Here is a 23,767-nt window from a genome sequence, read left to right on the forward strand (position 1 = left end):
GGCTAACCGCCGTAGTACTGCAGCACCCGCTCGTTGGTTTCGACCCGACCGTCGCTCACGATGCTGAGCCGGTCGGGTCGAACTTCGTATCGGGCCCCGCCGGACGGGTCGACGACGTCGAAACCCCCGCCGGACGGGGTGGCGCCGTCGAGCTGGATGGTGGCGCCGTCGCTGAGCCGTTCACCGCGGTAGTAGTAGTCGCCGTCACCGGCCTCGCACACGATCGCCAGCGACTGGGCCGTGCGCACCATGGCCGCAGGCGCATTCCCCTCGTCGCAGCGCGCGTAGTGCCCCACGAACCCCTGACCGTCGGCACCCGACACCCCCGTCGGCGTGGTCGTCGAGGTGGAGGTCGACGGTGTGGTGCTGGTCGAGGACGTCGTCGTCGGCGTGGTCGTGGTCGTCGTGGTGGTCTCCGACGACGTCGTCGGCAGGCTCTCGTCGTACGGGGTCGTGGTCGGGGTCAGCGGTGACCGGGCCGTCGACGAGGTGTCCTGACCGCCGAACGCCAGGATCGCGGCCAGCGCGGCCGCCACACCGAACAGCACGATGATCGCCGCGATCAACATCACCTGCGCACTGTTCTTCCGGGCCGGCGGCTTGCGTGCGGGCGGAGGCGGCGGCGCTGACGGCGGGTAGGGACTCAACCCCGTCGCCACCGGATCGGCATACATCGAGGTGAACTGGCGGGTACTCGGCGGCACGGGCGCAGGCGCGGCGATCGCGCCGGCCGGTGCGGCGGGCAGCGTCGCCGCGGCGGTGGCCGCCTTCGCCAGCTCACCGGCCGTCGGATACCGGTCGGCGGGTTGTTTGGCCATTCCCCGCGTGATGACGTCGTCGAACGCACGGCTGATACCGCGGCGCATGATGCTGGGCCGCGGCGGCGGCGCGAACATGTGCGCACTCATCAGCTGCTGCAGGTCGCGGGTCTCGAACGGCGGCCGGCCGGTCAGGCATTCGTAGAGCAGGCAGGTCAGCGAGTACACGTCGGCCGGCGGGCCGACGACGCCGTCGCCGAACCGTTCCGGCGCCATGTACGCCGACGAGCCGACGATCATGCCCGTCGAGGTGACGCCGGGGTCTCCCCCGGTGTGGGCGATGCCGAAGTCGACGAGGTAGGCGAAGTCGTCGGGATTGAGCAGGACGTTCTCGGGTTTGATGTCGCGGTGCACCAGGCCGTCGGCGTGCGCCGCATCGAGCGCGGCGGCCACCTGCCCGATGATCGACGCCGCGCGCCGGGCGTCGAGCGGGCCGTCGGTGCGCAGCACGTCCTTCAGGCTGGCGCCCTCCACCAGGCGCATGTCGATGTAGAGGACGCCGCCGATGTCGCCGAAGTCGTGCACGGGGATGACGTGCGGTTCCTGTAGCCGGGCCGCTACCCGCGACTCACGCCGGAAGCGCTCCTGGAACGTCGGATCGGCGGCCACCTCGGCGCGCAGCAGCTTGAGCGCCACCATTCGGCCCTTGGCCGTGTCGTAGGCGCGGTACACCTCGCCCATGCCCCCGACCCCGATCAACGACCGGAGTTCATAGGGGCCGAAGCGGGTGCCCAGACGCGAGCGACCGTGCGGCGTGGCCATGAGAACAGTTCCTTTCAGTCGGTCCCGACGGTACCGGCCGCCGCGTCCGACCCCGCAACGGCGAACTCTGTGTTCCCGGTAACGCCACACTGCAACGGTCGGGGACATCACACCGCGGACGTAGCCCCCTGCGCGAGGGCGCCATCTGCTATCACTACTGCGGAGACCACGCCGCAGGGAGGATTGCACCAGGGTGCCTGACGCGCGCGTTGTCGACGGCCGCCGCCCCGCTCCCTCGACCGGGCATTCGCGGCGCTCCGGGCCGGCGAAGTGGATCCGCCGGCTGGCCGTCCCGATCATCTTGGCGTGGATCCTGCTGGTCGCGGTGCTGTCGTTGACGGTGCCGCAGCTCGAGGTCGTCAGCCAACTGCGTTCGGTGTCGATGGCGCCCGAGGAAGCGCCGTCGGTGATCGCGATGACGCGCGCCGGGGAGGCGTTCGACGAGTTCGAGTCCGACAGCTCGGTGATGATCGTGCTGGAGGGTGAGCAGCCGCTCGGCGATGACGCGCACCTCTTCTACAACGACATGGTCGACCGGCTGGAAGCCGATACCACCCACGTCGAGCACATCCAGGACTTCTGGGGCGACCCGCTGACCGAGGCCGGCGCGCAGAGCAACGACGGCAAGGCCGCCTACGTGCAGGTCTATCTCGCCGGCAACCAGGGCGAGGCGCTGGCCAACGAATCGGTGAAGGCCGTCCAGGACATCGTGAACGGCCTGTCTCCCCCGCCGGGCGTCACGGCTTATGTGACCGGTGGGTCTGCGCTGGCCGCCGACCAGCAGATCGCCGGCGACCGCAGCGTCCGGGTGATCGAGATGGTGACGTTCGTCGTCATCATCGTCGTGCTGCTGATCGTGTACCGGTCGATCACCACGGTCCTGCTGGTGCTGGGCATGGTGCTGATCGGGCTGACCGCGGCGCGCGGCGTGGTGGCGTTCCTGGGCTACCACGAACTGATCGGACTCTCGACGTTCGCCACCACCCTGCTGGTCGCGCTGGCGATCGCCGCCGCCACCGATTACGCGATCTTCCTCATCGGGCGCTATCAGGAGGCGCGCAGTGCGGGCGAGGACCGGGAGGCCGCGTACTACACGATGTTCCACGGCACCGCGCATGTGGTGCTCGGCTCGGGTCTGACGATCGCCGGCGCCACGTTCTGCCTGACCTTCACGCGGCTGCCCTACTTCCAGTCGCTCGGCATCCCGCTGGCGGTCGGGATGACCGTCGCGGTGCTGGTCGCGCTGACGCTCGGACCGGCGATCGTCACCGTCGCCACCCGCTTCGGCCTGCTCGAGCCCAAACGCGCGATGCGCATCCGCGGGTGGCGCAAGCTCGGCGCGGCGGTGGTCCGGTGGCCGGGTCCGATCCTGCTGGCGACGATCGCGCTGTCGCTGATCGGGCTGCTCGCCCTGCCCGGCTACAAGACCAACTACAACGACCGCAACTACCTGCCCGACGACCTGCCGGCGATGGCGGGGCTCGCGGCGGCCGAACGGCACTTCTCGGCGGCCCGCATGAATCCGGAGTTGCTGCTCGTCGAAACCGACCACGACCTGCGCAACGCGGCCGACTTCCTGGTGATCGACAAGATCGCCAAGGCGGTGTTCCGGGTCGAGGGCATCGGCAGCGTGCAGGCGATCACCCGGCCGCAGGGCAAGCCGATCGAATACAGCACGATTCCCGCGCAGATGAGCCTCGGCGGGGTCATGCAGACGATGAACCGCAGCTACCTGCAGGACCGCATGGACGACATGCTGGTGCAGGCCGACGAGATGCAGAACACCATCAACACGATGAACAAGATGATCGGGTTGATGGAGGAGATGAGCGCCACCACGCACAGCATGGTGGGCAAGACCAGGGACATGGTCGTCGACGTCACCGAATTGCGGGACCACATCGCCGATTTCGACGATTTCTTCCGCCCGATCCGCAACTACTTCTACTGGGAACCGCACTGCTACAACATCCCGGTCTGCTGGTCGATGCGGTCGATCTTCGATTCGCTCGACGGCATGAACATGATGACCGACACGCTGCAGGACATGGTTCCGGACCTGGAGCGGCTCGACGCATTGATGCCCGAACTGCTGGCGCTGATGCCCGAGACCGTCGAGACCATGAAGACCATGCGGTCGATGATGCTGACCATGCACGCCACCCAGGCCGGGCAGCTCGCCCAGCAGGAGGCGATGGACACCAATTCGACGGCCATGGCGGATGCGTTCAACGACGCCATGAACGACGACACGTTCTACCTACCGCCGGAGATCTTCGACAACGCCGACTTCAAGCGCGGGATGGAGAGCTTCATCTCCCCCGATGGGCGCGCGGTGCGATTCATTATCAGCCACGAGGGCGATCCGCTCACCGTCGAGGGCATCGACCGCATCGACGCGATCAAAACCGCCGCCAGGGAAGCCATCAAGGGCACGCCGCTGGAGGGCTCGCGGATCTACGTCGGGGGCACCGCGTCGGCGTTCAAGGACATGCAGGAAGGCAACAACTGGGACCTGCTGATCGCCGGGATCTCCGCGCTCTCACTGATCTTCATCATCATGCTGATCCTCACCCGCAGCCTGGTGGCGGCGGCGGTGATCGTCGGCACCGTGGTGCTGTCGCTGGGCGCGTCGTTCGGGCTGTCGGTGCTGGTGTGGCAGCACCTCGTCGGCATCGAACTGCACTTCATGGTGATGGCGATGGCGGTGATCATCCTGCTGGCCGTCGGCGCGGACTACAACCTGCTGCTGGTCGCGCGCCTGCGCGAGGAGATCTCGGCCGGTATCAACACCGGGATCATCCGCGCGATGGGCGGCACCGGATCGGTGGTGACGGCAGCAGGTCTTGTGTTCGCGTTCACGATGATGTCGATGGTGGTCAGCGAGCTGACCGTGGCGGCCCAGATCGGGACCACCATCGGGCTGGGCCTGATCTTCGACACCCTGGTGATCCGCGCGTTCATGACGCCGTCGATCGCCGCGCTGCTCGGCCGCTGGTTCTGGTGGCCGCAGCACGTGCGTCGCAGGCCCGCCCTGTCGGGGGCGCTGCGCCGCCGCTGACCGCCGCTACCGGCCGAAGCCGGCGTCGCGCAGCGCCTGCGCCATGGAGCCCGACGGCTGGCTGCTCTCCCGGCGACGACTATTGTTGTCGCGCCGCGGGTTTCGCCGATCCTGCTGACCCCGCCGGTCCTGCTGGCCGCGGCGGTCCTGCTGGCCGCGCGGGGCGGCGCCACGGGGGGCGGGCTTGTCCTGCTTGTCCCGGCCCCGCTGCGGCGTGTCGTTCAGGCGCAGGCTCAGCCCGATGCGCTGCCGGTCGACGTCGACGTCGACGACCTTGACCCGCACCACCTGACCGGACCGCACCACCTCGTGCGGATCGGAGACGTAGCGGTCGGCCATCGCCGACACGTGCACGAGACCGTCCTGGTGCACGCCCACGTCGACGAAGGCGCCGAACGCCGCCACGTTGGTGACGACGCCTTCCAGCACCATCCCGACCTTCAGGTCGGCGACCTTCTCCACACCGGCGGCGAACGTGGCGGTGGAGAACGCCGGGCGCGGGTCGCGGCCGGGCTTCTCCAGTTCGGCGAGGATGTCGGTGACGGTGGGGATACCGAACCGGTCGTCGGCGAAATCCGCAGGCTTCAACGATTTGAGTTGCCGTGCGTCACCGATCAATTCGGCCAGCGTGACGCCCGAGCGGTCGAGGATGCGGCGCACCACCGGGTACGCCTCCGGGTGCACGCCCGAGGCGTCGAGTGGATCGTCACCGCCGGTGATGCGCAGGAAGCCCGCACACTGTTCGAACGCCTTGGGCCCGAGCCGTGGCACGTCGAGCAGTGAGCGGCGGTTGCGGAAGGGCCCGGTCTGTTCGCGGTGGGCGACGATCGCCTCGGCCAGCGTGTCGGTGACGCCCGAGACCCGGGCCAGCAGCGGCACCGAGGCGGTGTTCAGGTCGACCCCGACGGCGTTCACGGCGTCCTCCACCACCGCGTCGAGGCTGCGCGCCAACGTGCCGGGTGTGACGTCGTGCTGGTACTGACCGACCCCGATCGACTTCGGTTCGATCTTCACCAGTTCGGCGAGCGGGTCCTGCAGGCGGCGGGCGATCGACACCGCACCGCGCAGTGTCACGTCGAGTTGCGGCAGTTCGTGGGCCGCGTAGGCCGATGCCGAGTACACCGACGCGCCGGCCTCGCTGACCATGGCCTTGGCCGGCGCCGTGGCGCCGCTGGCCGCGATGTCGGCAATCAGCTCGCCGGCCAGCGCATCGGTTTCGCGCGACGCGGTGCCGTTGCCGACGGCGATGAGTTCGACGCCGTGGCGGGCGACCAGCGCGGCGAGCGTGGCCTTGGCCTGATCCCACTGCTTCTGCGGCTGGTGCGGGAAGATTGCGCAGGTGTCGACCACCTTGCCGGTGCCGTCGACGACGGCGACCTTCACGCCGGTGCGGAAACCGGGATCCAGGCCGAGGGTGGTCCGGGTGCCGGCGGGCGCGGCGAGCAGCAGGTCCTTGAGGTTACGGGCGAACACCGCGACGGCGTCTTCTTCGGCGCGCTGGCGCAGCCGCATGCGGGCGGCGACCGCGGCGGACACCATCAGCCGCACCCGCCAGGCCAGCCGCACGGTGGTGGCCAGCCAGGCGGTGGCCGGGGCGGCCGAGGCCATGTCGACTCCGAGGGTCTGGGCCACCATGGCGAGGTAGACCTCGTCCTCGCCGCCGTCGAAGTTCAGCGTGAGCACCTCTTCCTTCTCGCCGCGCATGACGGCCAGGACGCGGTGCGAGGGCATGTTCTCCAGTGGTTCGGAGAATTCGAAGTAGTCCCGGAACTTCTGCGCAGCAGGCGTTTTGGCCACCTCGTCGGAGCGCGGCCCGGTGCGCAGCGTGCCGTCGGCCCAGAACTTCTCGCGGACGGCGCCGACCAGGTCGGCGTCCTCGGCGACGCGTTCGATGAGGATGTGGCGGGCGCCCTCCAGGGCGGCCGCGGCGTCGGCCACGGCGTCGTTGAGGAATTCCGCGGCGATCTGTTCGGGGACCACGGTCGGGTCGGCGAGCAGCCGGTCGGCCAGTGGCTCCAAGCCGGCCTCGCGGGCGATCTGCGCCTTGGTGCGGCGCTTGGGTTTGTAGGGCAGATAGATGTCTTCGACGCGGGACTTCGTGTCGGCGGTCAGCAGCGCGGTCCGCAGCTCGTCGGTGAGCTTGCCCTGCTCCTCGATCGAGGCCAGGACGGCGGCGCGGCGTTCGTCGAGCTCCCGCAGGTAGCTCAGCCGTTCCTCGAGGGTGCGCAACTGGGCGTCGTCGAGGCTGCCGGTGACTTCCTTGCGGTAGCGCGCGATGAACGGCACCGTCGCTCCCTCATCGAGCAGCCGCACGGCGGCGGCCACCTGCGGTTCGCCGACGGCGAGTTCCTGCGCGAGGCGGGCGTTGACGGTCCTGACGGTCGGGCTCGAGGTCACGCGGGCACCCTACCGAAGGGCGCGGACAACGCCCGGCGCGACGGCGCGGCGCGTCGCGACGGCGGACCGTCAGGCGTGCACGGAGGTCCGGTGCCGCACACCCGCAATCGCGGCGGGGGTGGCGGCCGGCTTGCTCCGCCGCAGCCGGCGATCGGCCTCGTCGAAGCGCCGCTCCAGCACCCGGTAGTCCCGCTTGGACAGGGTGCGGCTGCGCTGAGCGAGCACGTCGAGCTGCTGCCAGCTCAGGCCGTCGAGGTCACCGTCGGTGTCGTGGGTGCCGATCACGACGGCGCCGTGCAGCAGTGGCACGTTCCTGGCGGTGAATTTCGTGGTGGCCAGCAGCAGCTCGGTGGCGCTGCGGTTGACCCGTCGCTGGCAGCCCTTCGGAGCGCGGGCGAACCAGAAGTCGAATTGCCGGTCGGCGCTGGACAGGTTTTCCAGTCCGTGATCGGCGACGAGTGCGGTGATATCGGCTTTGCTGTAGGCGCGCGTCTCGTAAACGACGCCGGTGGGGCTGGCATAGAGCACTGTGTTCATGGCGGTGTCCTCTTCGACGGTTCTCCTTGTCCCTGAGGAGCGGAAGCTCCCCGAAAGGAGGTTTGCCGTGATACTGCTGTGATAAACGTGAAAATTGTGACGTATGTGATTTAGTGCATTTGCGACCGCGAGCTGAAGCAGGAACGGTGCGGCTTGAGTGTCGGCTGCGGAGGGGCCGGTTGCGCTGGCCACTGGTAGCTGTTGCCCGCAAGGCTCTTCGTGTGGGGCGGGCGGGGCTCGAACCCGCGACCAATGGATTATGAGTCCACGGCTCTAACCGACTGAGCTACCGCCCCCGGCGCGTCAACGCGGGGGATATCGTCCCACGGGGCCGCGGGCCGCGCGAACAGCCCTCACGCATCCTTCGCACGCACCGCCGGCCCCCGGACCCACGGCAGCGTCATCAGCACCCACACGAGCACGATCAGCGCCGTCGCCGTGAAGATGTACACCGGCCACGGGCCCAGCACGTCGAGCAGGCTCGCGGTGACGGGTTTGCCGTTGAGAAACCCGTAATTCGTGCCGGCGATCCGGTTGAACAGAAACGTCACCACCGCCCAGATCGCGGTCACGATCACCACCAGTCGCAGACTGCCCCATCCCGGGCGCATCCCCCGCCCCCACGTCAGGTAGATCGCCGCCCACACCACGAGCAGATGGATCGCCCAGAACGCGAGGAACGTGTAGTGCGGGAAGTCCGGCCCCATCAGCACCGGCGAGATCAACGCCTGCGCGCTCAGCACCAGTCCCCAGTAGTAGGTCAGCGCGGACGCCCAGGGCCGCTGCGACCACAGCGCACACGCCGCCGCCACCGTCGCCAGATCGGTCAACCGCAGCGGCACCGACCGCTCGACCGTCGGCGGCACGAGCGAGTAGAGCAGCACCGACGCATAGACGACCGCCGTCAGCGCACCGACGATCCGCCCGAACCGCCGGGACTGCGCCTCGGTCTGTCTGCGCCCCAGCCACACCGCGAATACCGCGCCCACCACGAACACGGCGATGGCGCCCCAGTACGACGGCCCGTACGGTTCGAACTGCCGCGCCAGGACGCCGGTCACATCGCCTCGGCGAAGACCGTCTGCCCGTCGTCGTCGATCCGGTAGCGCTCCGTGCCGGACTGCACGCGCGGTGCGTCGGCGCCCAGCGCGACGGCGATCTTGTTGGTGGCGTTGCGCATGACGTCCAGTGTCAACTCCACCGCCTGCGCCTCGGAGAAGCACTTGCGCACCCCGCGGGCCACGTCGGTGGAGATCGCCGACGGCGTCCACACCAGCGCGTCGACGTAGCGCAGCGCCGCCTTGTGCTGCTTGGTCAGCCGCTCGGACGATTCGTAGTCTGCGATGTCGGCGTACAGCGATTCATCACCCCCGGCGTCGAGCGCATTCTCCTCGCGCAGCGACTTGCACAGCCGGCAGTTGTGCGCGATCGCCCCGCGCAGCCGCACCACCTCGGTGGTCACCGGATCGAGCTTGCGCAGCCGCGCCACCTCCGGCACGAACTGCCCCAGCAGCGCCTGCGCCGGGTCGGTCTCGTGGTCCCATGCCACCGCGGCGCCGTTGACCGGCGCGCCCAGCCCGATCGCCTCGAATCCGGCCGCCACGCGGGGCACGAAGTCGGCCACGAAGATCGCCGCGGCCACCCGGAACGCGTTGTCCTCGAGCGCTTTTGCGAACTGCCTGCGTTGGTTGTCGCCGATCCCGGTCACGTCGGTGGCGAACTGCTCGGCGAACGCCGCCACCACCGACTCGCAGTCCGACTTGTCCTCGAACAGGTCGACCTCGATCGGCAGCGGCACCACCCGCAACGCCCGACCGCACGTCAACCGGATCACCGCGTCGAGGCGCTGATCCCCCGACGACATCGCGACCAGACCGGACAGTTGCGCGAAGACCGCATCGACGGGCACGTTGGCATTATTGCGCCTGACTGACCGAGGACATGTGAAAGTCGGGGATCCGAAGTGTCGGCATGGCCGCGCGCGTCGCCCAGTCCCCCCACTCCCGGGGCAGCGTCACCTCGCTGACGCCCGCCTCCGTCGCCCGCCGCAACAGATCCAGCGGGCTCTCGTTGAAGCGGAAGTTGTTCACCGCCGCGGTCACCTCGCCGTCCTCGATCAGGTACACGCCGTCGCGGGTCAGCCCGGTCAGCAACAGCACCGTCGGGTCGACCTCGCGGATGTACCACAGCGTCGACAGCAGCAGCCCCCGCTCCGTGCCGGCGATCATGTCGGCCAGCTCGGCCGTTCCACCGGTCATCAGCAGGTTGCCGGCCGGCACCGCGACCGGCGCACCGAACTCCGCGGCCGCCGCCCGCGGATAGGCCAGCGCATTGACCACACCGTCGCGCAGCCAGTCCACCCGCCCGATGTCCATCCCGTTGTCGAACACCGATATCCGCTCCGACGACGTCGACGCCGCCACGAACGGCGTACACGCCAGCCCCGGCGCCGCCGGATCCGAATACAAGGTCAGCGGCAGTTCGGTCAGCTTCTCGCCCACCCGCGTCCCGCCGGGCGCCGACAGCGCCGTGCGGCCCTCCTGCGCGCCCCGGCCGTCCATCGCCCACGCCAGGTAGATCATCATGTCGGCCACCGTCGACGGCGGCATCAGCGTCTCGTACCGCCCGGCGGGCAACTCGACGGTGCGCGCCGACCAGTCCAGCCGCATCGCCAGATCCTCGAGCAGGCAGTCTGTGGGCACGTTGACGAAGTCCGGTGTGCTGATCCCCGCCCACGCGCTGGCACCGCCGCGTTTGGCGTTGATCTCCACCGACCCGGTCGGCTGGGTGTACCGCCGGCGCAGGCCGGTCGAGGTGGCCACGAACGTCGTTTCCAGCTCGTGGCGGGCGAACCCGTACAGCGTGTCCTCGCCGCGGAACCCGCGCGCGAGGCTGCCCGCCACCGCGGCGAACACCTCGGCACCGGTGGTGGGCACCGGCAGCTCCCAATCCCCCGGCGCCGCGACGCCGGGCAGCGGCGGTGCGGTGTCGCGCGCCTCGGGCGCGGCCAGCGCCGCCTCCTGCGACGCGGCCACCAGCGCGGGGATCGCGGCCGGCTCCACCTCGCTGGACCGCACCGAACCGACATGGGCGCGTTGGCCTTTGCGCACGATCGAGATGACCGTCGTGCTGCGGCTGATCGACTCACCGTTGGTGGTCATCGAGTTGCCCGCCCACCGCAGCGCGGCATCGGCGCGGTCGGTCACCAACACCATGGTCTCGTCGGCGGTTCCGCGCCGCGCGGCCTCGGCCAGCACCGCGTCGACGACGTCCTGTGCGGCGATCACCGGCTCAAGCCGATCGCCCTCTTCGCTGCGCTCATCGGGCAGCCTCCTCGCGGGTGTTGAGCACGTTGATCCCCCGGAACAGCGCCGACGGGCAGCCGTGACTGACCGCGGCGACCTGGCCCGGCTGCGCCTTCCCGCAGTTGAACGCCCCACCCAGGCGCCACGTCGACGGCCCGCCGACCGCCTCCAGCGCACCCCAGAAATCGGTGGTGGTCGCCTGATACGCGACATCGCGCACCTGCCCGTCCAACCGGCCGTCGCGGATGCGGAAGAACCGCTGCCCGGTGAACTGGAAGTTGTACCGCTGCATGTCGATCGACCAGCTCTTGTCGCCGACGATGTAGAGGCCGTCGGCGACCCGGCCGATCAGATCGTCGGTGCTGACGTCCTCGGCGGCGGGCTGCAGCGATACGTTGGCCATCCGCTGGATCGGCACGTGGTGCGGCGAATCGGCGTACGAACACCCGTTGGACCGCGCCACCCCGAGCCGCGGCGCGAACACCCGGTCGAGCTGATAGCCGACGAAGACGCCGTCACGCACCAGGTCCCAGCTCTGCGCGCGGACCCCCTCGTCGTCGAATCCGATTGACGCCAAACCGTAGTCGACCGTCCGGTCGGCGGTGACGTTCATCACCGGCGACCCGTAGCGCATGGCGCCGAGCTTGTCGGGCGTGGCGAACGACGTGCCGGCGTAGGCCGCCTCGTAGCCGATCGCGCGGTCGTATTCGGTGGCGTGGCCGATCGACTCGTGAATGGTCAGCCACAGGTTGGACGGGTCGATCACCAGATCCGTGGGGCCCGCGGTCACGCTGGGCGCCTTGACCTTCTCGGCGAGCAGCGACGGCAGCACGGCGAGCTCGTCGGTCCAGTTCCATATCTCGTCGCCGGCGACCACCTCCCAGCCGCGCGCGGTGGGCGGCGCCAGCGTGCGCATCGTCTCGAACGTGCCCGCCGCCGAGTCGACGGCCACCGCGTCCAGCATCGGCAGCACCCGCACCCGCTGCTGGGTGATCGAGGATCCGAAGCTGTCGGCGTAGAACGTCTGCTCCTTGGCGGTGTGCAGGCCGGCCGACACGTGGTCGACCCCGTCGGCCGCCAGCAGCCGGCCCGAGTACTCGCCCAGCACGGCGATCTTCTCCGCCGCGGGCACCGCGAACGGGTCGATGCCGTAGTCCGACACCCACGTCACGTCGCGGTACACCGGTTCGGGCGCCAGCTCGATACGCTCGGCGTTGAGCGGGACCAGCGTGGTCGCCACCGCCACCGCCCGCCGCGCGGTGTCGGCCGCCACTCCCGCATCGAGTTCGGCGTGTGAGGCGAACCCCCATGTGCCGTCGACGATGACCCGCACCGCCAGCCCGATCTCCCGGTCGAGGACCGCGGTCTCGAGCTCACCGTCGCGCAGCTGGACGAGTTCGGTGGTGAGCGCGTGGATCCTCAGGTCGGCGTAGCTGGCCCCGGCCGCCAGCGCCGCGGACACCGCGGCGTCGGCGAGCTGATGACGGGGCAGCGCGAGGAAGTCGGCATCAACGTGTCGGGGCGCTGTCACGGCATCCACCGTAACGGCGGCCGGGCGATCAGGTCGGCGCGGAACTGGTCGGCAGGACCGTCAGCTCCAGCCCCAGCGCCGCCCCGCACACCACGACGATGATCGCCAGCGCGATCCAGTCGCGGGCCTTGGGCCCGGCGGGCGCGGCCGAGATCTGCCCGGTGCCACCGCGGGCGGTGATCGCGTCACCCATCTCGTCGGCGCGGCGCAGCGCGACCGTGATGGCCGCGGCGAGCATGTCGACGATCTCGATCAGCCACCGCTTGCGGCGGGCTTTGCGGCTGCTCAGGTGCTGGCGCGGACGGAGCCGGCGGGCCGCATACAGCGTGGTGAACTCGTCCATCAGCATCGGGAAGGCGCGCAGCGCCAAGGCGATCGCCACCGCCCAGTCGTCGACCGGAATTCGCAGCGCCCGCAGCGGCCTGCCGAGTTTCGCGACGGCGGGCGCGATCTCGGCGACGTTGGTGGTCCACGACACCATCGCGCCCAGACCCAGCAGCACGATGGACAGCGCCGTGATGCGCAGGAAGTTGAACAGCCCGCCCAGGCCGACCTGGATGGACCCGAGGTCGACGACCGGGTCGCCCCCGCCGAACGTCGCGGTCAGGCCGCCGAGGAACAGCAGCACCCACAGCCAGCGCGGGATCGAGGGCAGCGCGCCGCGCGGGATGTGCGCCAGCCGCGCGGCCACCAGTACCAGCACCGCGACCGCGAGGATCGGCGCCCAGCCGGGATAGAAGGTGAGCAGCACACCGATCCCGGCGACGGCGATCAGCTTCGTGCCCGCCCACAGATCGTGCACGACCGAGCGTCCGGGCACCGGGCGCAGCAGCACCACCGGCCGGCGCTGCCGGCGTTCGGGCGCGGTCATGTCCGCTCCCCGGCCGTGGTCGGGGCGGGGGCGAGCGCGCCGCCGCGCAGGTGCAGAGTGCGCGGGCACAGGTCCTCGAGCCCGGAGAAGTCGTGGGAGATCACCACCACGGTCAGGCCGGCGGTGCGGCGCAGGTCGGCGAGCAGGCGCAAAAGGCCGCGGGCGCTGGCGGCGTCGAGCCCGGCCAGCGGTTCGTCGAGGATCAGCGCCCGGGGCGCGCGGGCCAGCAGCCCGGCGAGCACCACCCGGCGCATCTGCCCGCCGCTGAGTTGATCGATGCGCCGGGCGGCCAGCGCCTCGTCGAGCCCGACCATGCCCAGCGCGGAGACCACGCGGCCGGTGTCGCGCCGGGAGAACCCGGCGGCCGAGGCGATCTCCTCGCCGACGGTGCTGCGCATCAGCTGCAGCCGCGCGGCCTGGAAGGACAGGGCGACCGCACCGACCTGGTCGGACACCGGCCGGCCGTCGAGCAGCGCGCTGCCGGTGGTCGGCACCGTCAGCCCGGCCATGATCCAGGCCAGCGTCGACTTCCCGGAGCCGTTGAGGCCGTGAATCAGCACGCCGTCGCCCTCGGGCACCACGACGTCGATGTCGCGCAGCGCGGATTTGGCCCACGGGGTGCCGCTGCCGTACTCGTGGCCGACGCCGGCGAGTTCGAGCACCGGCGTGGCGCTGGTGGGCGCGGCGTGCACGGTGCCTGCGGGCGCGGCCGACGTTTCCACCATGTCGGTGTTGTCGCTGGCGCCGCCGTTGCCGGTCAGGTTGATGGTCCGGTCGGCGACCCGGGCCTCGTCGTTGTAGTGGGTGATGTGCACGAGCGACATATCGTGGTGCTGGGTGAGCCCGGACAGCACGTCCATCAACCCGTCGCGGCCCTGCTGGTCGACCATGCTGGTGACCTCGTCGGCGATCAGCAGGGCGGGTTCGCGCGCCAGCGCGGCCGCCACGGCCAGGCGCTGCAGTTCACCGCCGGACAGTCCGCCGGTGTCGCGTTCGGCCATCCCGTCCAGGCCGACCTCGCCGAGCAGCTTCGGCACGTCGGTCTGCGCGCCCGGTGGTAGGCCCCACACGACATCGTCGGCGACCCGGGTCCCGAGCACCTGGCTCTCCGGATGCTGCATGACGACCGCGGTGCCGCCGAGGCGGCCCAGTCCGACCGCACCGGGGCGATGAATGGTGCCCGACGTGGGCTCGCGACCGGCCAGCATCAGCATCAGCGTGGTCTTGCCGGACCCGTTGGCGCCGGTGATCGCGACATGTTCGCCGGGGTGGACCGACAGCGACATCGGGCCCAGCGCGTCGTGATCGGCGCCGGGGTAACGGAAGCGGACCTCACGCAGCTCGGTCGGCACCGGGGCGACGGCGCCGGGTTCGGGCACGGTCTCGAGCTTGTGGACGTCGGGGATCCCGACGAGTCGGCTGAGCACCCGCGACAACGCCCACCAGCCCACCAGCGTGACGAACGTGATGCTCAGGACGCCCGCGCCGCCGATCAGCAGCGGCCAGTAGTCGAGCGCGGTGGCGAAGTCGCGTTTGAGCCGGTCGGCGGCGCCCTCCATGTCCGGGATGCGGGCCAGGATCGCGGCGATTCCGTTGACGTTGGCGGTGATCGAATCGAAGATCAGCGTGCGCAACCGCGAGAGCACGGCCAGGGCGAGCACGGCGGCGGCGCCGAACACGGTGCCCGCCACCACCGCGGTGAGCAGCACCGTCGGGGTGCCGCGACCGCGGCGTTTGATGATGCCGGTCAGCCCGCCGATGTAGGCGCAGTCGATGACCGTCATCATTCCGCCCATCCCGGCGATGAGGAAGGCGATGGTGGCGCCGGCGACGGTGGCGGCGAGCAGCACCCGCAACCGGTAGCGGTAGGCCAGCAGGCCCATCGGGACAGTGCCGAGCAGCGACAGCGCGCCGGCGAACGGCACGACCACGGCGATGATCGCGGTGGCCGCGCACAGCGCGGCCATCACCGAGGCCTGTGCGAGCTCACCGGGTTGCAACGATCCGGCGCGTCGAGGCGGGCTCGCCGTCCGGATCGCGGTCATCACCCGATTCTGCCAGCCGGAATCCACGGGCCCGCACGGCCCGCGGTGATGATCGACACCTGTCGACCCGCTCGACTGTATAGGGTGCCTATGTATCATGGTGTGGTGACCTCACCTGCCACGGAGAACACCACGGTGGCGGCCGACGAGCATCTGGGCGCCGACCTGCTGGCGGTCGTCGCACGCCTCAACCGGCTGGCGACTCAGCGTACGCGGCTGCCGCTGCCGTTCGCCCAGGCCCGGCTGCTGTCGACCATCGACGACCAGGGCGAGGCCCGGATCTCGGATCTGGCCGCGCTCGACCACTGCTCGCAACCCACCATGACCACGCAGGTGCGCCGGCTCGAGGAAGCCGGACTGGTCACCCGGACCCCCGACCCGCACGATGCGCGGGCGGTGCGGATCCGCATCACCGATACGGGCAGACAGATGCTCACCCAGGCCCGGATCGACCGCGGTGCGGCGATCAACCCGCGCCTGGAGCAACTGAGCCCCGAGGACCGCGAGACGCTCGCCGCCGCCGTCGACGTCATCAAGCGGTTGCTCGCTTCGACCGACTGAACCAGACAGGAGTCGCCCACCGATGTGGCGTCAACCGAAAGCCGTCTGGGCCGTCGCCTTCGCGTCCGTCGTGGCGTTCATGGGCATCGGCCTGGTCGACCCCATCCTCAAACCCATCGCCGACAACCTCGACGCCACCCCATCGCAGGTGTCGCTGCTGTTCACCAGTTACATGGCGGTGATGGGCGTGGCGATGCTCATCACCGGCGTCGTCGCCAGCCGCATCGGACCCAAGCGCACGCTGCTGATCGGCCTGGCCGTGATCATCGTCGGCGCCGGCCTGGCCGGGATGAGCGCCACGGTCATGGAGATCGTCGGCTGGCGGGCGCTGTGGGGGCTGGGCAACGCGCTGTTCATCGCGACCGCGTTGGCCACGATCGTCAACTCCGCGCGCGGCTCGGTCGCGCAGGCGATCATCCTCTACGAGGCGGCGCTGGGTCTCGGCATCGCCGTGGGTCCGCTCGTCGGCGGTGTCCTCGGTGAGATCTCTTGGCGCGGGCCGTTCTTCGGGGTGTCGGCGCTGATGGCGCTGGCGCTGGTGGTCACCGCGTTCCTGTTGCCGTCGACCCCGCCGGCGGCCCGGGCCACCACGCTGGCCGACCCGTTCCGCGCGCTGCGCCACCGCGGACTGCTCGGCGTGTCGATCACCGCGCTGCTGTACAACTTCGGGTTCTTCACGCTGCTGGCGTTCACGCCGTTCCCGCTCGACATGGGCGCCCGCCAGATCGGGCTCATCTTCTTCGGCTGGGGGGTGGCGCTGGCGTTCACCTCGGTGGTCGTCGCCCCGCGCCTGCAACACCGTTTCGGCACCGTGCCGACGCTGATCGTCAACCTGCTGGCGATGACCGCGACGCTGGTCGCGATGGCACTGGGCACCGACAGCAAGGCCGTGCTGGCGACGTGCGTGGTGGTGGCGGGGTTGTTCATCGGTGTCAACAACACGCTGATCACCGAGACGGTCATGAAAGCCGCGCCGGCGGGCAGGAGCGCCGGGGGCACCTCCCACCCGAAGGGTAGGGGGCCGACCCGGGGAATGGAACCCGTGGAACGGGGGGTGGCCTCGGCCGCGTACAGCTTCATGCGATTCGGCGGCGCGGCGGTCGCGCCGTGGCTGGCCGGTGTGCTCGGTGAGCAGGTCAACGTGCACCTGCCGTACTGGGTGGGGGCCGCGGCCGTGCTGGCCGGAGCCGTGGTGCTCACCGCGACCCGCAGGCATCTGGCCGGGATCGACGCCGAGGAGGACGAGGTCTCCGAGCTCAGCGACCAGGCACAGGCGGTCACGCTGGGGAGCGACTGACCCTGCGCCACACCGGCTCAGGTGACGGTGGTGCCGATCAGCAGGCCGACGACATAGGTGGCGGCGATCGCGACCGCCCCGAACAGCAGCTGGCGGCCCGCCGCCCACGCCACCGGCTTGCGGGTGAACCGGGCGGCGGTGCCGCCGGCGATGAGCAGGCCCACACCGCCGCAGAGCAGGCCCGCCCACAGTGAGTCGAAGCCCAGGAGATACGGGATCAGCGGCACGATCGCGCCGATCGCGAACATCACGAACGACGACCCCGCGGCCACCCACGGCGACGGTTTCTCCTCCGGGTGCACCCCGAGTTCCTGGACGAGATGGAAGTTCACCGCGCGGTTCTCGTCGCGGTGGATCTCCTCGGCGGCGGTGGTCGCGGTGTCGTTCGACATGCCCATCTCGACGAGCATGTCGACCAGTTCGGCGCGTTCGGCCGCGGGGTGCTTGCGGAACGACCGGCGCTCCTGCTTCACCTCGGAGTCGATCTGCTCGTTGGCGGTGGTGACCGAGGTGTACTCGCCGAGCGCCATCGAGAACGCCCCGGCCAGCAGGCCCGCCACACCGCTGAGCACCACGGCCTGCGCGTTCGCTCCGGCCGCCACGCCCGCGATCAGCGCGGTGTTGCTGACCAAGCCGTCCATCGCGCCGAACGTGGCGGCACGCAGCCAGCCGCCGGTGACGTCGGCGTGCTGGTGGCCGACGGTGTGCGGCAGGCCGGTCGGGGAGGTCGGGCGGGGCCGCTCGGGTGTGCTCATGGGAGGTATTGAACGCCTCGCCGGAAATGACGATCCGATGAGGATGACCTCGGTTTGCCACATCACAGTTTCGCGGAGTGGATAGCGGGTTACCGTCAGGTATGACCACCACTGCTGAGCATCTGCGGAACACGCTCGACGGTCGCTGGCGCGACGTGAAGAACGCCATGCGGGACAAGCTCTCCCACGAGGTCTTCAAACCGCACTACACCCCCAACACCGTCATCGCGCGGACGAAGGTGAACGAGCAGCTGCGGATCATGGCGGCCGACGGCGCCGCCGAGGACGGATTCCGCAAGGAGCACGGCGGCAACGGCGACGTGGGCGCCGCGGTCACCCAGATCGAGATGCTCGCGATGAGCGATCTGTCGCTGATGGTGAAGGCCGGCGTGCAGTGGGGCCTGTTCGGCGGTGCGGTGGAGAACCTGGGCACCGAACGCCACCACGAGCGCTACGTCAAACGCATCATCGACTGCGACCTGCTCGGGTGTTTCGCGATGACCGAGACCGGCCACGGCAGCGACGTGCAGTCGCTGGAGACCACCGCGACCTATGATCCGGCGACCCAGGAGTTCGTCATCGACTCCCCCACGCCGACGGCCCGCAAGGACTACATCGGCGGCGCCGCCCAGACCGCCCGCATGGCAGCGGTTTTCGCACAGCTCATCACCCACGAGGGCGGTGAACCCGTCAACCACGGCGTGCACTGCCTGCTGGTGCCGATCCGCGACGAGGACGGCAACGACATGCCGGGCGTCACGACGTCGGACTGCGACTACAAGGGCGGGCTGCCCGGCGTCGACAACGGCCGCATCGTGTTCGACAACGTGCGGGTGCCGCGGGAGAACCTGCTCAACCGCTACGGCGACGTCGCCGAGGACGGCACGTACAGTTCGCCGATCGAGAACCCGAACCGGCGGTTCTTCACCATGCTGGGCACGCTGATCCGCGGCCGGGTCACCGTGGGCGGCAGCGGTGCCGCGGCGGCGCGCGTCGCGCTGGACATCGCGACACGGTATGCCCTGCAGCGCAAGCAGTTCGAGGCGCCCGACGGCGGCGAGGTGGTCATCATGGACTACCTCGTGCACCAGCGGCGGCTGCTGCCGCTGATCGCGCGGTCCTACGCGCTGCAGTTCGCGCAGAACGAGTTGGTGGCCAAGTGCCATGAACTGCAGACCGCCGAAGACCCCGACGCCGAGGAGCAGCGCGAGCTCGAGGCCCGTGCCGCCGGGCTCAAGGCCGCCAACACCTGGCACGCCAGCCGGGCGATCCAGGAGGCGCGCGAGGCGTGCGGCGGGGCCGGCTATCTGGCGGAGAACCGGCTGATCGGGCTGCGCGGCGACATCGATGTGTTCACCACGTTCGAGGGCGACAACCACGTGCTGACCCAGCTGGTGGCCAAGGAGCTGCTCACCGCGTACGCCGACGACGTCAAGGGCATGAGCCCGGTGGAGTGGGTGCGCTTCGCCGCCAACACCGTCGGCACGCGGGTGATGAAACGCACTGCGGCCGAGACGATCATGCAGACCATCCTTGACACCCGACAGGACAACGAGGAGGAGGGCAGCCTCTTCAACCGCGGCACCCAGGTGCAGATGTTCACCGACCGCGAGGAGTACATGCTGTCCTCGGTGGCGCGGCGGCTGCAGGGCAAGGCCAAGGAGATGTCGGCGTTCGACGCGTTCAACTCCGTGCAGGACCACGTGCTGCACACCGCGCAGGCCCACATCGACCGCATCGTGCTCGAGGCGTTCGTCGCCGGCATCGACGCGTGCGAGGACGACGAGGCCAAGCGGATCCTCGGCATGGTGTGCGACCTGTACGCGCTGTCGGTGATCGAGGACGACAAGGCGTGGTTCATCGAGCACCGTTTCCTGTCCACCGAGCGCGCCAAGGCGGTCACCCGCGGCATCAATGAACGGTGCCGCTCGCTGCGGCCGTACGCCGAGACGCTGGTCGACGGGTTCGGCATCCCCGAGCAGCTGCGCTACGCGGCGATGATGGACCCGAACGAGCTGCTGAGCCCCGAGCCGGCCTAGGCGCCGGGGATCGGGTCGAGCGCCTCGACCCTGCCGTCCGGCCCGATCCCGAAACGCACCGTGCCGATCCCGGTCGGGCAGCACGGCGGCTCGTCGGCCTGACGCCACTGGTACTGGACGGTGACGCTGGTCTCACCGCCCGGGGCCAGCACGGTGGTGTAGGGGCGCGGCTGCGGCGTGGCGGTGCCGAGCGGGGTGTTGCGATCGAAGAACAGCACGTGCTGTGCGCTGTCGGGCTGCGCGGCGCTCGGGCCGATCTGCACCCAGTACAGCCGGCAGTCGGTGGTGTGGCCACGCGCCACCTCCGTCCAGGTGGCGCCGGGTGTGGCGGGCGGCGTGTCGGCGATCTCCCGCTGCACGGTGTCCGGGTCGGGACCGTCGCTGGGGGTGCAGGTGTCCGGCTTGGGCGGCGCCGCGCCCGGCGGGCTCCACCCGCAGCCGGCAGCGGCCAAGGCCGCCGCGGTCATCGCGATCACCGGGGTCAGCCGCATGCGAACGAGACTACGCATCAAGCCCGCCGAGGCGATCTCCTAGTCTGACCCAGTCACACTCCCCGACCTAAGGAGATCCGATGGCGTGGTTCCTGGCGATGCAAGGAACGCCCACCAAGCTCGGCCAGTCGCTCGTCTACGAGCTGCAGGAGAGCGCCGACCGCCAGAGGATCGCCGAGGAGATGTCCAGCGCCGCGACGCTCGACCGGGTCGTCCCGGTGCCCGCGGTGTTCGGCGCGCAGCGCCAGGAGGTGACGATCTACGTGCGCCCCGCGGCCTGGGGGGTGTGGGCGTTCTACGAGCTGTCCGAGGAGGAGCGGCGCCAGATGATGGCGGCCAATCCGCTTGTCACCGCGCTGGCGCAGGCGGCCAAGCAACAGCAGGGCGGAAGGGCGCAGGGCCAGCCACCGCTGCGCTGACTGCGGTCTGGCCTTCTGGCTCCCCCGGCTGGACTCGAACCAGCAACCCTTCGGTTAACAGCCGAATGCTCTGCCAATTGAGCTACAGGGGACTGCGGTGTCCGCGTGGAGCTTTCCGTGCGGACCGGAGGATGACTCTAGCGTACCGACCGTCGGGATCGCCAACGCGCTCCCATGTCGACTCCTCGCGCGAGCGCTCGTCGGCCCGGCCCGGCGCGCACTGTCCGACATGAGGCAGGATGGAAGTCACGCACCGTCTAGTGGGAGGGGCTCCGTGATCGGGTACGTCGCCGTCATGGCCGTCGGGTATGTCTTGGGCAGCAAGGCCGGTCGGCGCCGCTACGAGCAGATTGCGGGCACCTACCGAGCTGTGACCGCCAGCCCGGCCGCGCGCGCCGTGATCGAGACCTCACGGCGAAAGATCGCCGAACGGGTGTCGCCGGATCCGCAGCTGGTCACTCTGACGCCGATCGACGAGCAGACCTCGGTGCTGCGCCCGGAGGCCCGCACCGACTGAAAACGGACCCGCCGGTGGCGGGTCCGTTGACGGGTGGAGCGTGCGGCGGTTAGCCGATGCCCTGGCTGATCGTGGTGCCGGGCATCAGGGGGCCGGTGCTGATGCCCCAGCCGCCGTTGCCGTTGAGCGCGACGCCCGGGGTCGAGACGCCGACCGGCGTGCCGTTGGAGTAGGACAGGCAGTGGCCGTCGTCCTTGTTGCCGAACCACGCCAGGCACGCGGGGGCGGCCGTGCTGTCGGCGGCAGGGGTGCTCTGCAGCGCGGATGCGGCGAGCGGAGCGGCCACGGCGGCGGCCGCAAACGCGCCGGCGATGACGTAGCGACGAACTCGGTTCATGGATGCCACCTTGTGTTGCCTTTCTCAGCCGTCCCCCGACGGGTCGTCAGACCGGTACACCATAACGTGTCGCGACGGTTCAAGCAGTCAAGTCGTCGCCGCTGGCCTGTTCGAGCAGGCTGCGGCGGTAGGCCTCCATCGCGACCAGGTCACCGAACAACGCGTGGTATTCGTCACCCTGCTCCACCGGCGACATCCGCTGCAGCTTCGACTTCACCTCGGCGATCTGCCGGCCCACCCACACCTCCTGCAACCGGGCCAGTACCCCGCCGATGTAGCGGGGCAACTTGTCGTCGTCCTCCACGCGGATCGCTTCGGCGCTGAGCTCGTTGACCAGGCCGGCGGCGGCCGGGGTGGCGGTGTGCTCACGCACCGACTCGATCCACTGGGCGCCGGAGAGCCCGGCGGACGCGCCACCGGCCGTTTCGATCGCCGTGCGCACCGCGCGGTAGCCGGGGTGGGTGAAGCTGTCGAGGGTCAGCGCGTCGAACACCGGGCCGGCCAGCGCGGGGTACTGCAGCGCCGACTTGAGCGCCTCGCGCTGCGGCCACAGCGTGGGGTCGGCCGGATCGGGCCGCACCGCGGGCTCCGGCGCGCGCCGCGGCTGACTCGCCACCGCCTGGTCGCCGTTGCGCCGGCGGCCGCGGTCGGGCATCCCCCGTTTGGTCGCCTCCTCGCGCACCCGGGTGAGCACCTGCGCCTCGTCGCTCCACCCGGTCCAGCCCGCGAGCCGGCGCGCGTACTCGTCGCGCAGCGCGTAGTCGCGGATCCGGGCCACCAGCGGCACGCACCGCCGCAGCGCGTCGACCTGGGCCTGCGGATCGTTGTCGAGCACGTCGCCGTCGGGGATCAGGCTGCGGATCGCGAATTCGAACATCGGGATGCGCCGCGCGACCAGGTCGCGCAGCGCGTTGTCGCCGCTTGTCAGGCGTAGGTCGCAGGGGTCCATCCCGTCGGAGGCGATCGCCACGAACGACTTGCCCGCCACCTGCTGGTCACCGTCGAACGCCTTGAGCGCGGCGGCCTGCCCGGCGGCGTCGCCGTCGAATACGAAGATCAGCTCGCCGCGGTACCAGTTGTCGTCCATCATCAGCCGGCGCAGCAACGCGAGGTGGGTGTCGCCGAACGCGGTGCCGCAGGAGGCGACGGCGGTGGTCTCGCCGGCCAGGTGCATCGCCATCACGTCGGTGTAGCCCTCGACGACCACGGCGCGGTGCGCCTTGGCGATGTCGCGTTTGGCCAGATCCAGCCCGAACAGCACCGACGACTTCTTGTACAGCACCGTCTCGGGGGTGTTGACGTACTTCGCCTCCATCGGGTCGTCGTCGAAGATCCGGCGCGCCCCGAACCCGATCACCTCTCCCCCGGCCGCGCGGATCGGCCACAGCAGCCGCCGGTGGAATCGGTCCATCGGGCCGCGCCGTCCCTCGCGCGACAGCCCCGCCGCCTCGAGTTCCTTGAACTCGAATCCCTTGCGTAGCAGGTGTTTGGTCAGTTGGTCCCAGCCCGACGGCGCGTATCCGCAGCCGAAGCGGGCGGCGGCCGTGGCGTCGAAGTTGCGGTCGATGAGGTACTGCCGGGCGGGCGCCGCCTCCTCGGACGCCAACGCCTGAGCGTAGAACTCCTGGGCGGCGGCGTTGGCGGCCAGCAGCCGGCTGCGGCTGCCGCGGTCGCGCTGCACCGCGGTGCTCGTCGTGCCGGTGTAGGTGACGGTGTAGCCGATCCGGTCGGCGAGCAGTTCCACCGCCTCGACGAAGCTGACGTGTTCGATCTTCTGGACGAAGGCGTAGACGTCGCCGCCCTCGCCGCAGCCGAAGCAGTGGAAGTGGCCGTGGTTGGGGCGGACGTGGAACGACGGCGACTTCTCGTCGTGGAACGGGCACAGGCCCTTCAGCGAATCGGCGCCCGCGCGGCGCAACTGCACGTAATCGCCGACGACGTCCTCGATGCGGACCCGTTCGCGGATGGCCGCGATATCGCGATCCGGGATCCTGCCCCGCCCCCGAGTCGCTTCGCCCGCCACC

19 protein-coding genes and 2 tRNA genes are annotated in these 23,767 nt (G+C 70.2%); 6 read left to right on the plus strand and 15 right to left on the minus strand.

The genetic code is table 11. The annotated features are described in order from the left end of the window. Positions 1 to 2: 2 nt before the first annotated feature. Positions 3 to 1,580: a serine/threonine-protein kinase gene (locus E4P42_RS11715; protein WP_135126237.1), complete on the minus strand. Its 1,578-nt coding sequence runs from the start codon at positions 1,578 to 1,580 to the stop codon at positions 3 to 5. Between the two features lie 274 nt (positions 1,581 to 1,854). On the opposite strand from E4P42_RS11715, the gene E4P42_RS11720 reads away from it, so the two are divergent. Beyond that, a complete protein-coding gene (locus tag E4P42_RS11720) occupies positions 1,855 to 4,641 on the plus strand; it encodes an MMPL family RND transporter (protein WP_245233992.1) in 2,787 nt (928 codons plus the stop codon). A 6-nt stretch (positions 4,642 to 4,647) separates the two neighbouring features. Here E4P42_RS11720 and E4P42_RS11725 read toward each other — a convergent pair whose 3' ends face one another. From E4P42_RS11725 to E4P42_RS11765, 9 genes are all read right to left on the minus strand, one after another. Continuing rightward, positions 4,648 to 7,038: a Tex family protein gene (locus E4P42_RS11725; RefSeq protein WP_135126239.1), complete on the minus strand. Its 2,391-nt coding sequence runs from the start codon at positions 7,036 to 7,038 to the stop codon at positions 4,648 to 4,650. A gap of 69 nt (positions 7,039 to 7,107) precedes the next feature. Continuing rightward, positions 7,108 to 7,575, minus strand: coding sequence for a hypothetical protein (locus E4P42_RS11730; RefSeq protein ID WP_135126240.1), 468 nt, complete (start codon positions 7,573 to 7,575; stop codon positions 7,108 to 7,110). Between the two features lie 222 nt (positions 7,576 to 7,797). After that, positions 7,798 to 7,871, minus strand: a tRNA-Ile gene (locus E4P42_RS11735). 57 nt (positions 7,872 to 7,928) lie between these two features. Beyond that, positions 7,929 to 8,636, minus strand: coding sequence for a TIGR02206 family membrane protein (locus E4P42_RS11740; RefSeq protein ID WP_135126241.1), 708 nt, complete (start codon positions 8,634 to 8,636; stop codon positions 7,929 to 7,931). Further along, on the minus strand, positions 8,633 to 9,439 hold the full coding sequence (locus E4P42_RS11745; protein WP_135126342.1) for a carboxymuconolactone decarboxylase family protein: 807 nt from the start codon (positions 9,437 to 9,439) through the stop codon (positions 8,633 to 8,635). Before E4P42_RS11745 ends, E4P42_RS11740 begins: the two co-directional genes overlap by 4 nt. A 52-nt stretch (positions 9,440 to 9,491) precedes the next feature. Continuing rightward, positions 9,492 to 10,862 (minus strand): TldD/PmbA family protein, encoded by a 1,371-nt coding sequence (locus tag E4P42_RS11750; RefSeq protein WP_135126242.1) that lies wholly within the window; start codon positions 10,860 to 10,862, stop codon positions 9,492 to 9,494. A 31-nt stretch (positions 10,863 to 10,893) separates the two neighbouring features. Continuing rightward, positions 10,894 to 12,411 carry a TldD/PmbA family protein gene (locus E4P42_RS11755; protein WP_135126243.1) on the minus strand — a complete coding sequence of 506 codons (1,518 nt, stop codon included), beginning with the start codon at positions 12,409 to 12,411 and terminating at the stop codon, positions 10,894 to 10,896. A 28-nt stretch (positions 12,412 to 12,439) separates the two neighbouring features. Continuing rightward, positions 12,440 to 13,282 carry an energy-coupling factor transporter transmembrane protein EcfT gene (locus E4P42_RS11760; RefSeq protein WP_135126244.1) on the minus strand — a complete coding sequence of 281 codons (843 nt, stop codon included), beginning with the start codon at positions 13,280 to 13,282 and terminating at the stop codon, positions 12,440 to 12,442. After that, on the minus strand, positions 13,279 to 15,327 hold the full coding sequence (locus E4P42_RS11765) for a DUF2232 domain-containing protein (RefSeq protein ID WP_135126245.1): 2,049 nt from the start codon (positions 15,325 to 15,327) through the stop codon (positions 13,279 to 13,281). Before E4P42_RS11765 ends, E4P42_RS11760 begins: the two co-directional genes overlap by 4 nt. A gap of 90 nt (positions 15,328 to 15,417) precedes the next feature. On the opposite strand from E4P42_RS11765, the gene E4P42_RS11770 reads away from it, so the two are divergent. Both E4P42_RS11770 and E4P42_RS11775 read left to right on the plus strand, forming a co-directional pair. Beyond that, positions 15,418 to 15,888 (plus strand): MarR family winged helix-turn-helix transcriptional regulator, encoded by a 471-nt coding sequence (locus tag E4P42_RS11770; protein ID WP_135126343.1) that lies wholly within the window; start codon positions 15,418 to 15,420, stop codon positions 15,886 to 15,888. A gap of 22 nt (positions 15,889 to 15,910) precedes the next feature. Beyond that, positions 15,911 to 17,185: an MFS transporter gene (locus tag E4P42_RS11775; protein WP_135126246.1), complete on the plus strand. Its 1,275-nt coding sequence runs from the start codon at positions 15,911 to 15,913 to the stop codon at positions 17,183 to 17,185. A gap of 17 nt (positions 17,186 to 17,202) precedes the next feature. Here E4P42_RS11775 and E4P42_RS11780 read toward each other — a convergent pair whose 3' ends face one another. Next, the gene (locus E4P42_RS11780; RefSeq protein WP_135126247.1) at positions 17,203 to 17,940 is read right to left on the minus strand and encodes a VIT1/CCC1 transporter family protein; all 738 of its coding nucleotides are present in this window, start codon (positions 17,938 to 17,940) and stop codon (positions 17,203 to 17,205) included. A gap of 101 nt (positions 17,941 to 18,041) precedes the next feature. Between E4P42_RS11780 and E4P42_RS11785 the strand changes: the two genes are divergently transcribed. Further along, entirely contained in the window at positions 18,042 to 19,979 is a 1,938-nt protein-coding gene (locus tag E4P42_RS11785) for an acyl-CoA dehydrogenase (protein WP_135126248.1), read from the plus strand. On the opposite strand, the gene E4P42_RS11790 is transcribed toward E4P42_RS11785, so the two are convergent. After that, positions 19,976 to 20,446: an LppP/LprE family lipoprotein gene (locus E4P42_RS11790; protein WP_135126344.1), complete on the minus strand. Its 471-nt coding sequence runs from the start codon at positions 20,444 to 20,446 to the stop codon at positions 19,976 to 19,978. The two genes, E4P42_RS11785 and E4P42_RS11790, sit on opposite strands and share 4 nt — an antisense overlap. Before the next feature lie 104 nt (positions 20,447 to 20,550). On the opposite strand from E4P42_RS11790, the gene E4P42_RS11795 reads away from it, so the two are divergent. Next, positions 20,551 to 20,889 carry an LPXTG cell wall anchor domain-containing protein gene (locus tag E4P42_RS11795; RefSeq protein WP_135126249.1) on the plus strand — a complete coding sequence of 113 codons (339 nt, stop codon included), beginning with the start codon at positions 20,551 to 20,553 and terminating at the stop codon, positions 20,887 to 20,889. A gap of 16 nt (positions 20,890 to 20,905) precedes the next feature. Here the strand turns inward: E4P42_RS11795 and E4P42_RS11800 are convergent. Next, positions 20,906 to 20,981: transfer RNA gene (locus tag E4P42_RS11800), tRNA-Asn, on the minus strand. Positions 20,982 to 21,163: 182 nt separating this feature from the next. On the opposite strand from E4P42_RS11800, the gene E4P42_RS11805 reads away from it, so the two are divergent. Next, entirely contained in the window at positions 21,164 to 21,406 is a 243-nt protein-coding gene (locus E4P42_RS11805) for a hypothetical protein (protein WP_135126250.1), read from the plus strand. A 49-nt stretch (positions 21,407 to 21,455) separates the two neighbouring features. Here E4P42_RS11805 and E4P42_RS11810 read toward each other — a convergent pair whose 3' ends face one another. Then, positions 21,456 to 21,743 carry a hypothetical protein gene (locus E4P42_RS11810; RefSeq protein WP_209305757.1) on the minus strand — a complete coding sequence of 96 codons (288 nt, stop codon included), beginning with the start codon at positions 21,741 to 21,743 and terminating at the stop codon, positions 21,456 to 21,458. A gap of 79 nt (positions 21,744 to 21,822) precedes the next feature. Then, positions 21,823 to 23,766 carry a DNA primase gene (gene dnaG / locus E4P42_RS11815; protein WP_135126252.1) on the minus strand — a complete coding sequence of 648 codons (1,944 nt, stop codon included), beginning with the start codon at positions 23,764 to 23,766 and terminating at the stop codon, positions 21,823 to 21,825. Position 23,767 lies beyond the last annotated feature (1 nt).

This window comes from Mycobacterium sp. PS03-16 (assembly GCF_004570325.1).
Lineage (GTDB): Bacteria > Actinomycetota > Actinomycetes > Mycobacteriales > Mycobacteriaceae > Mycobacterium.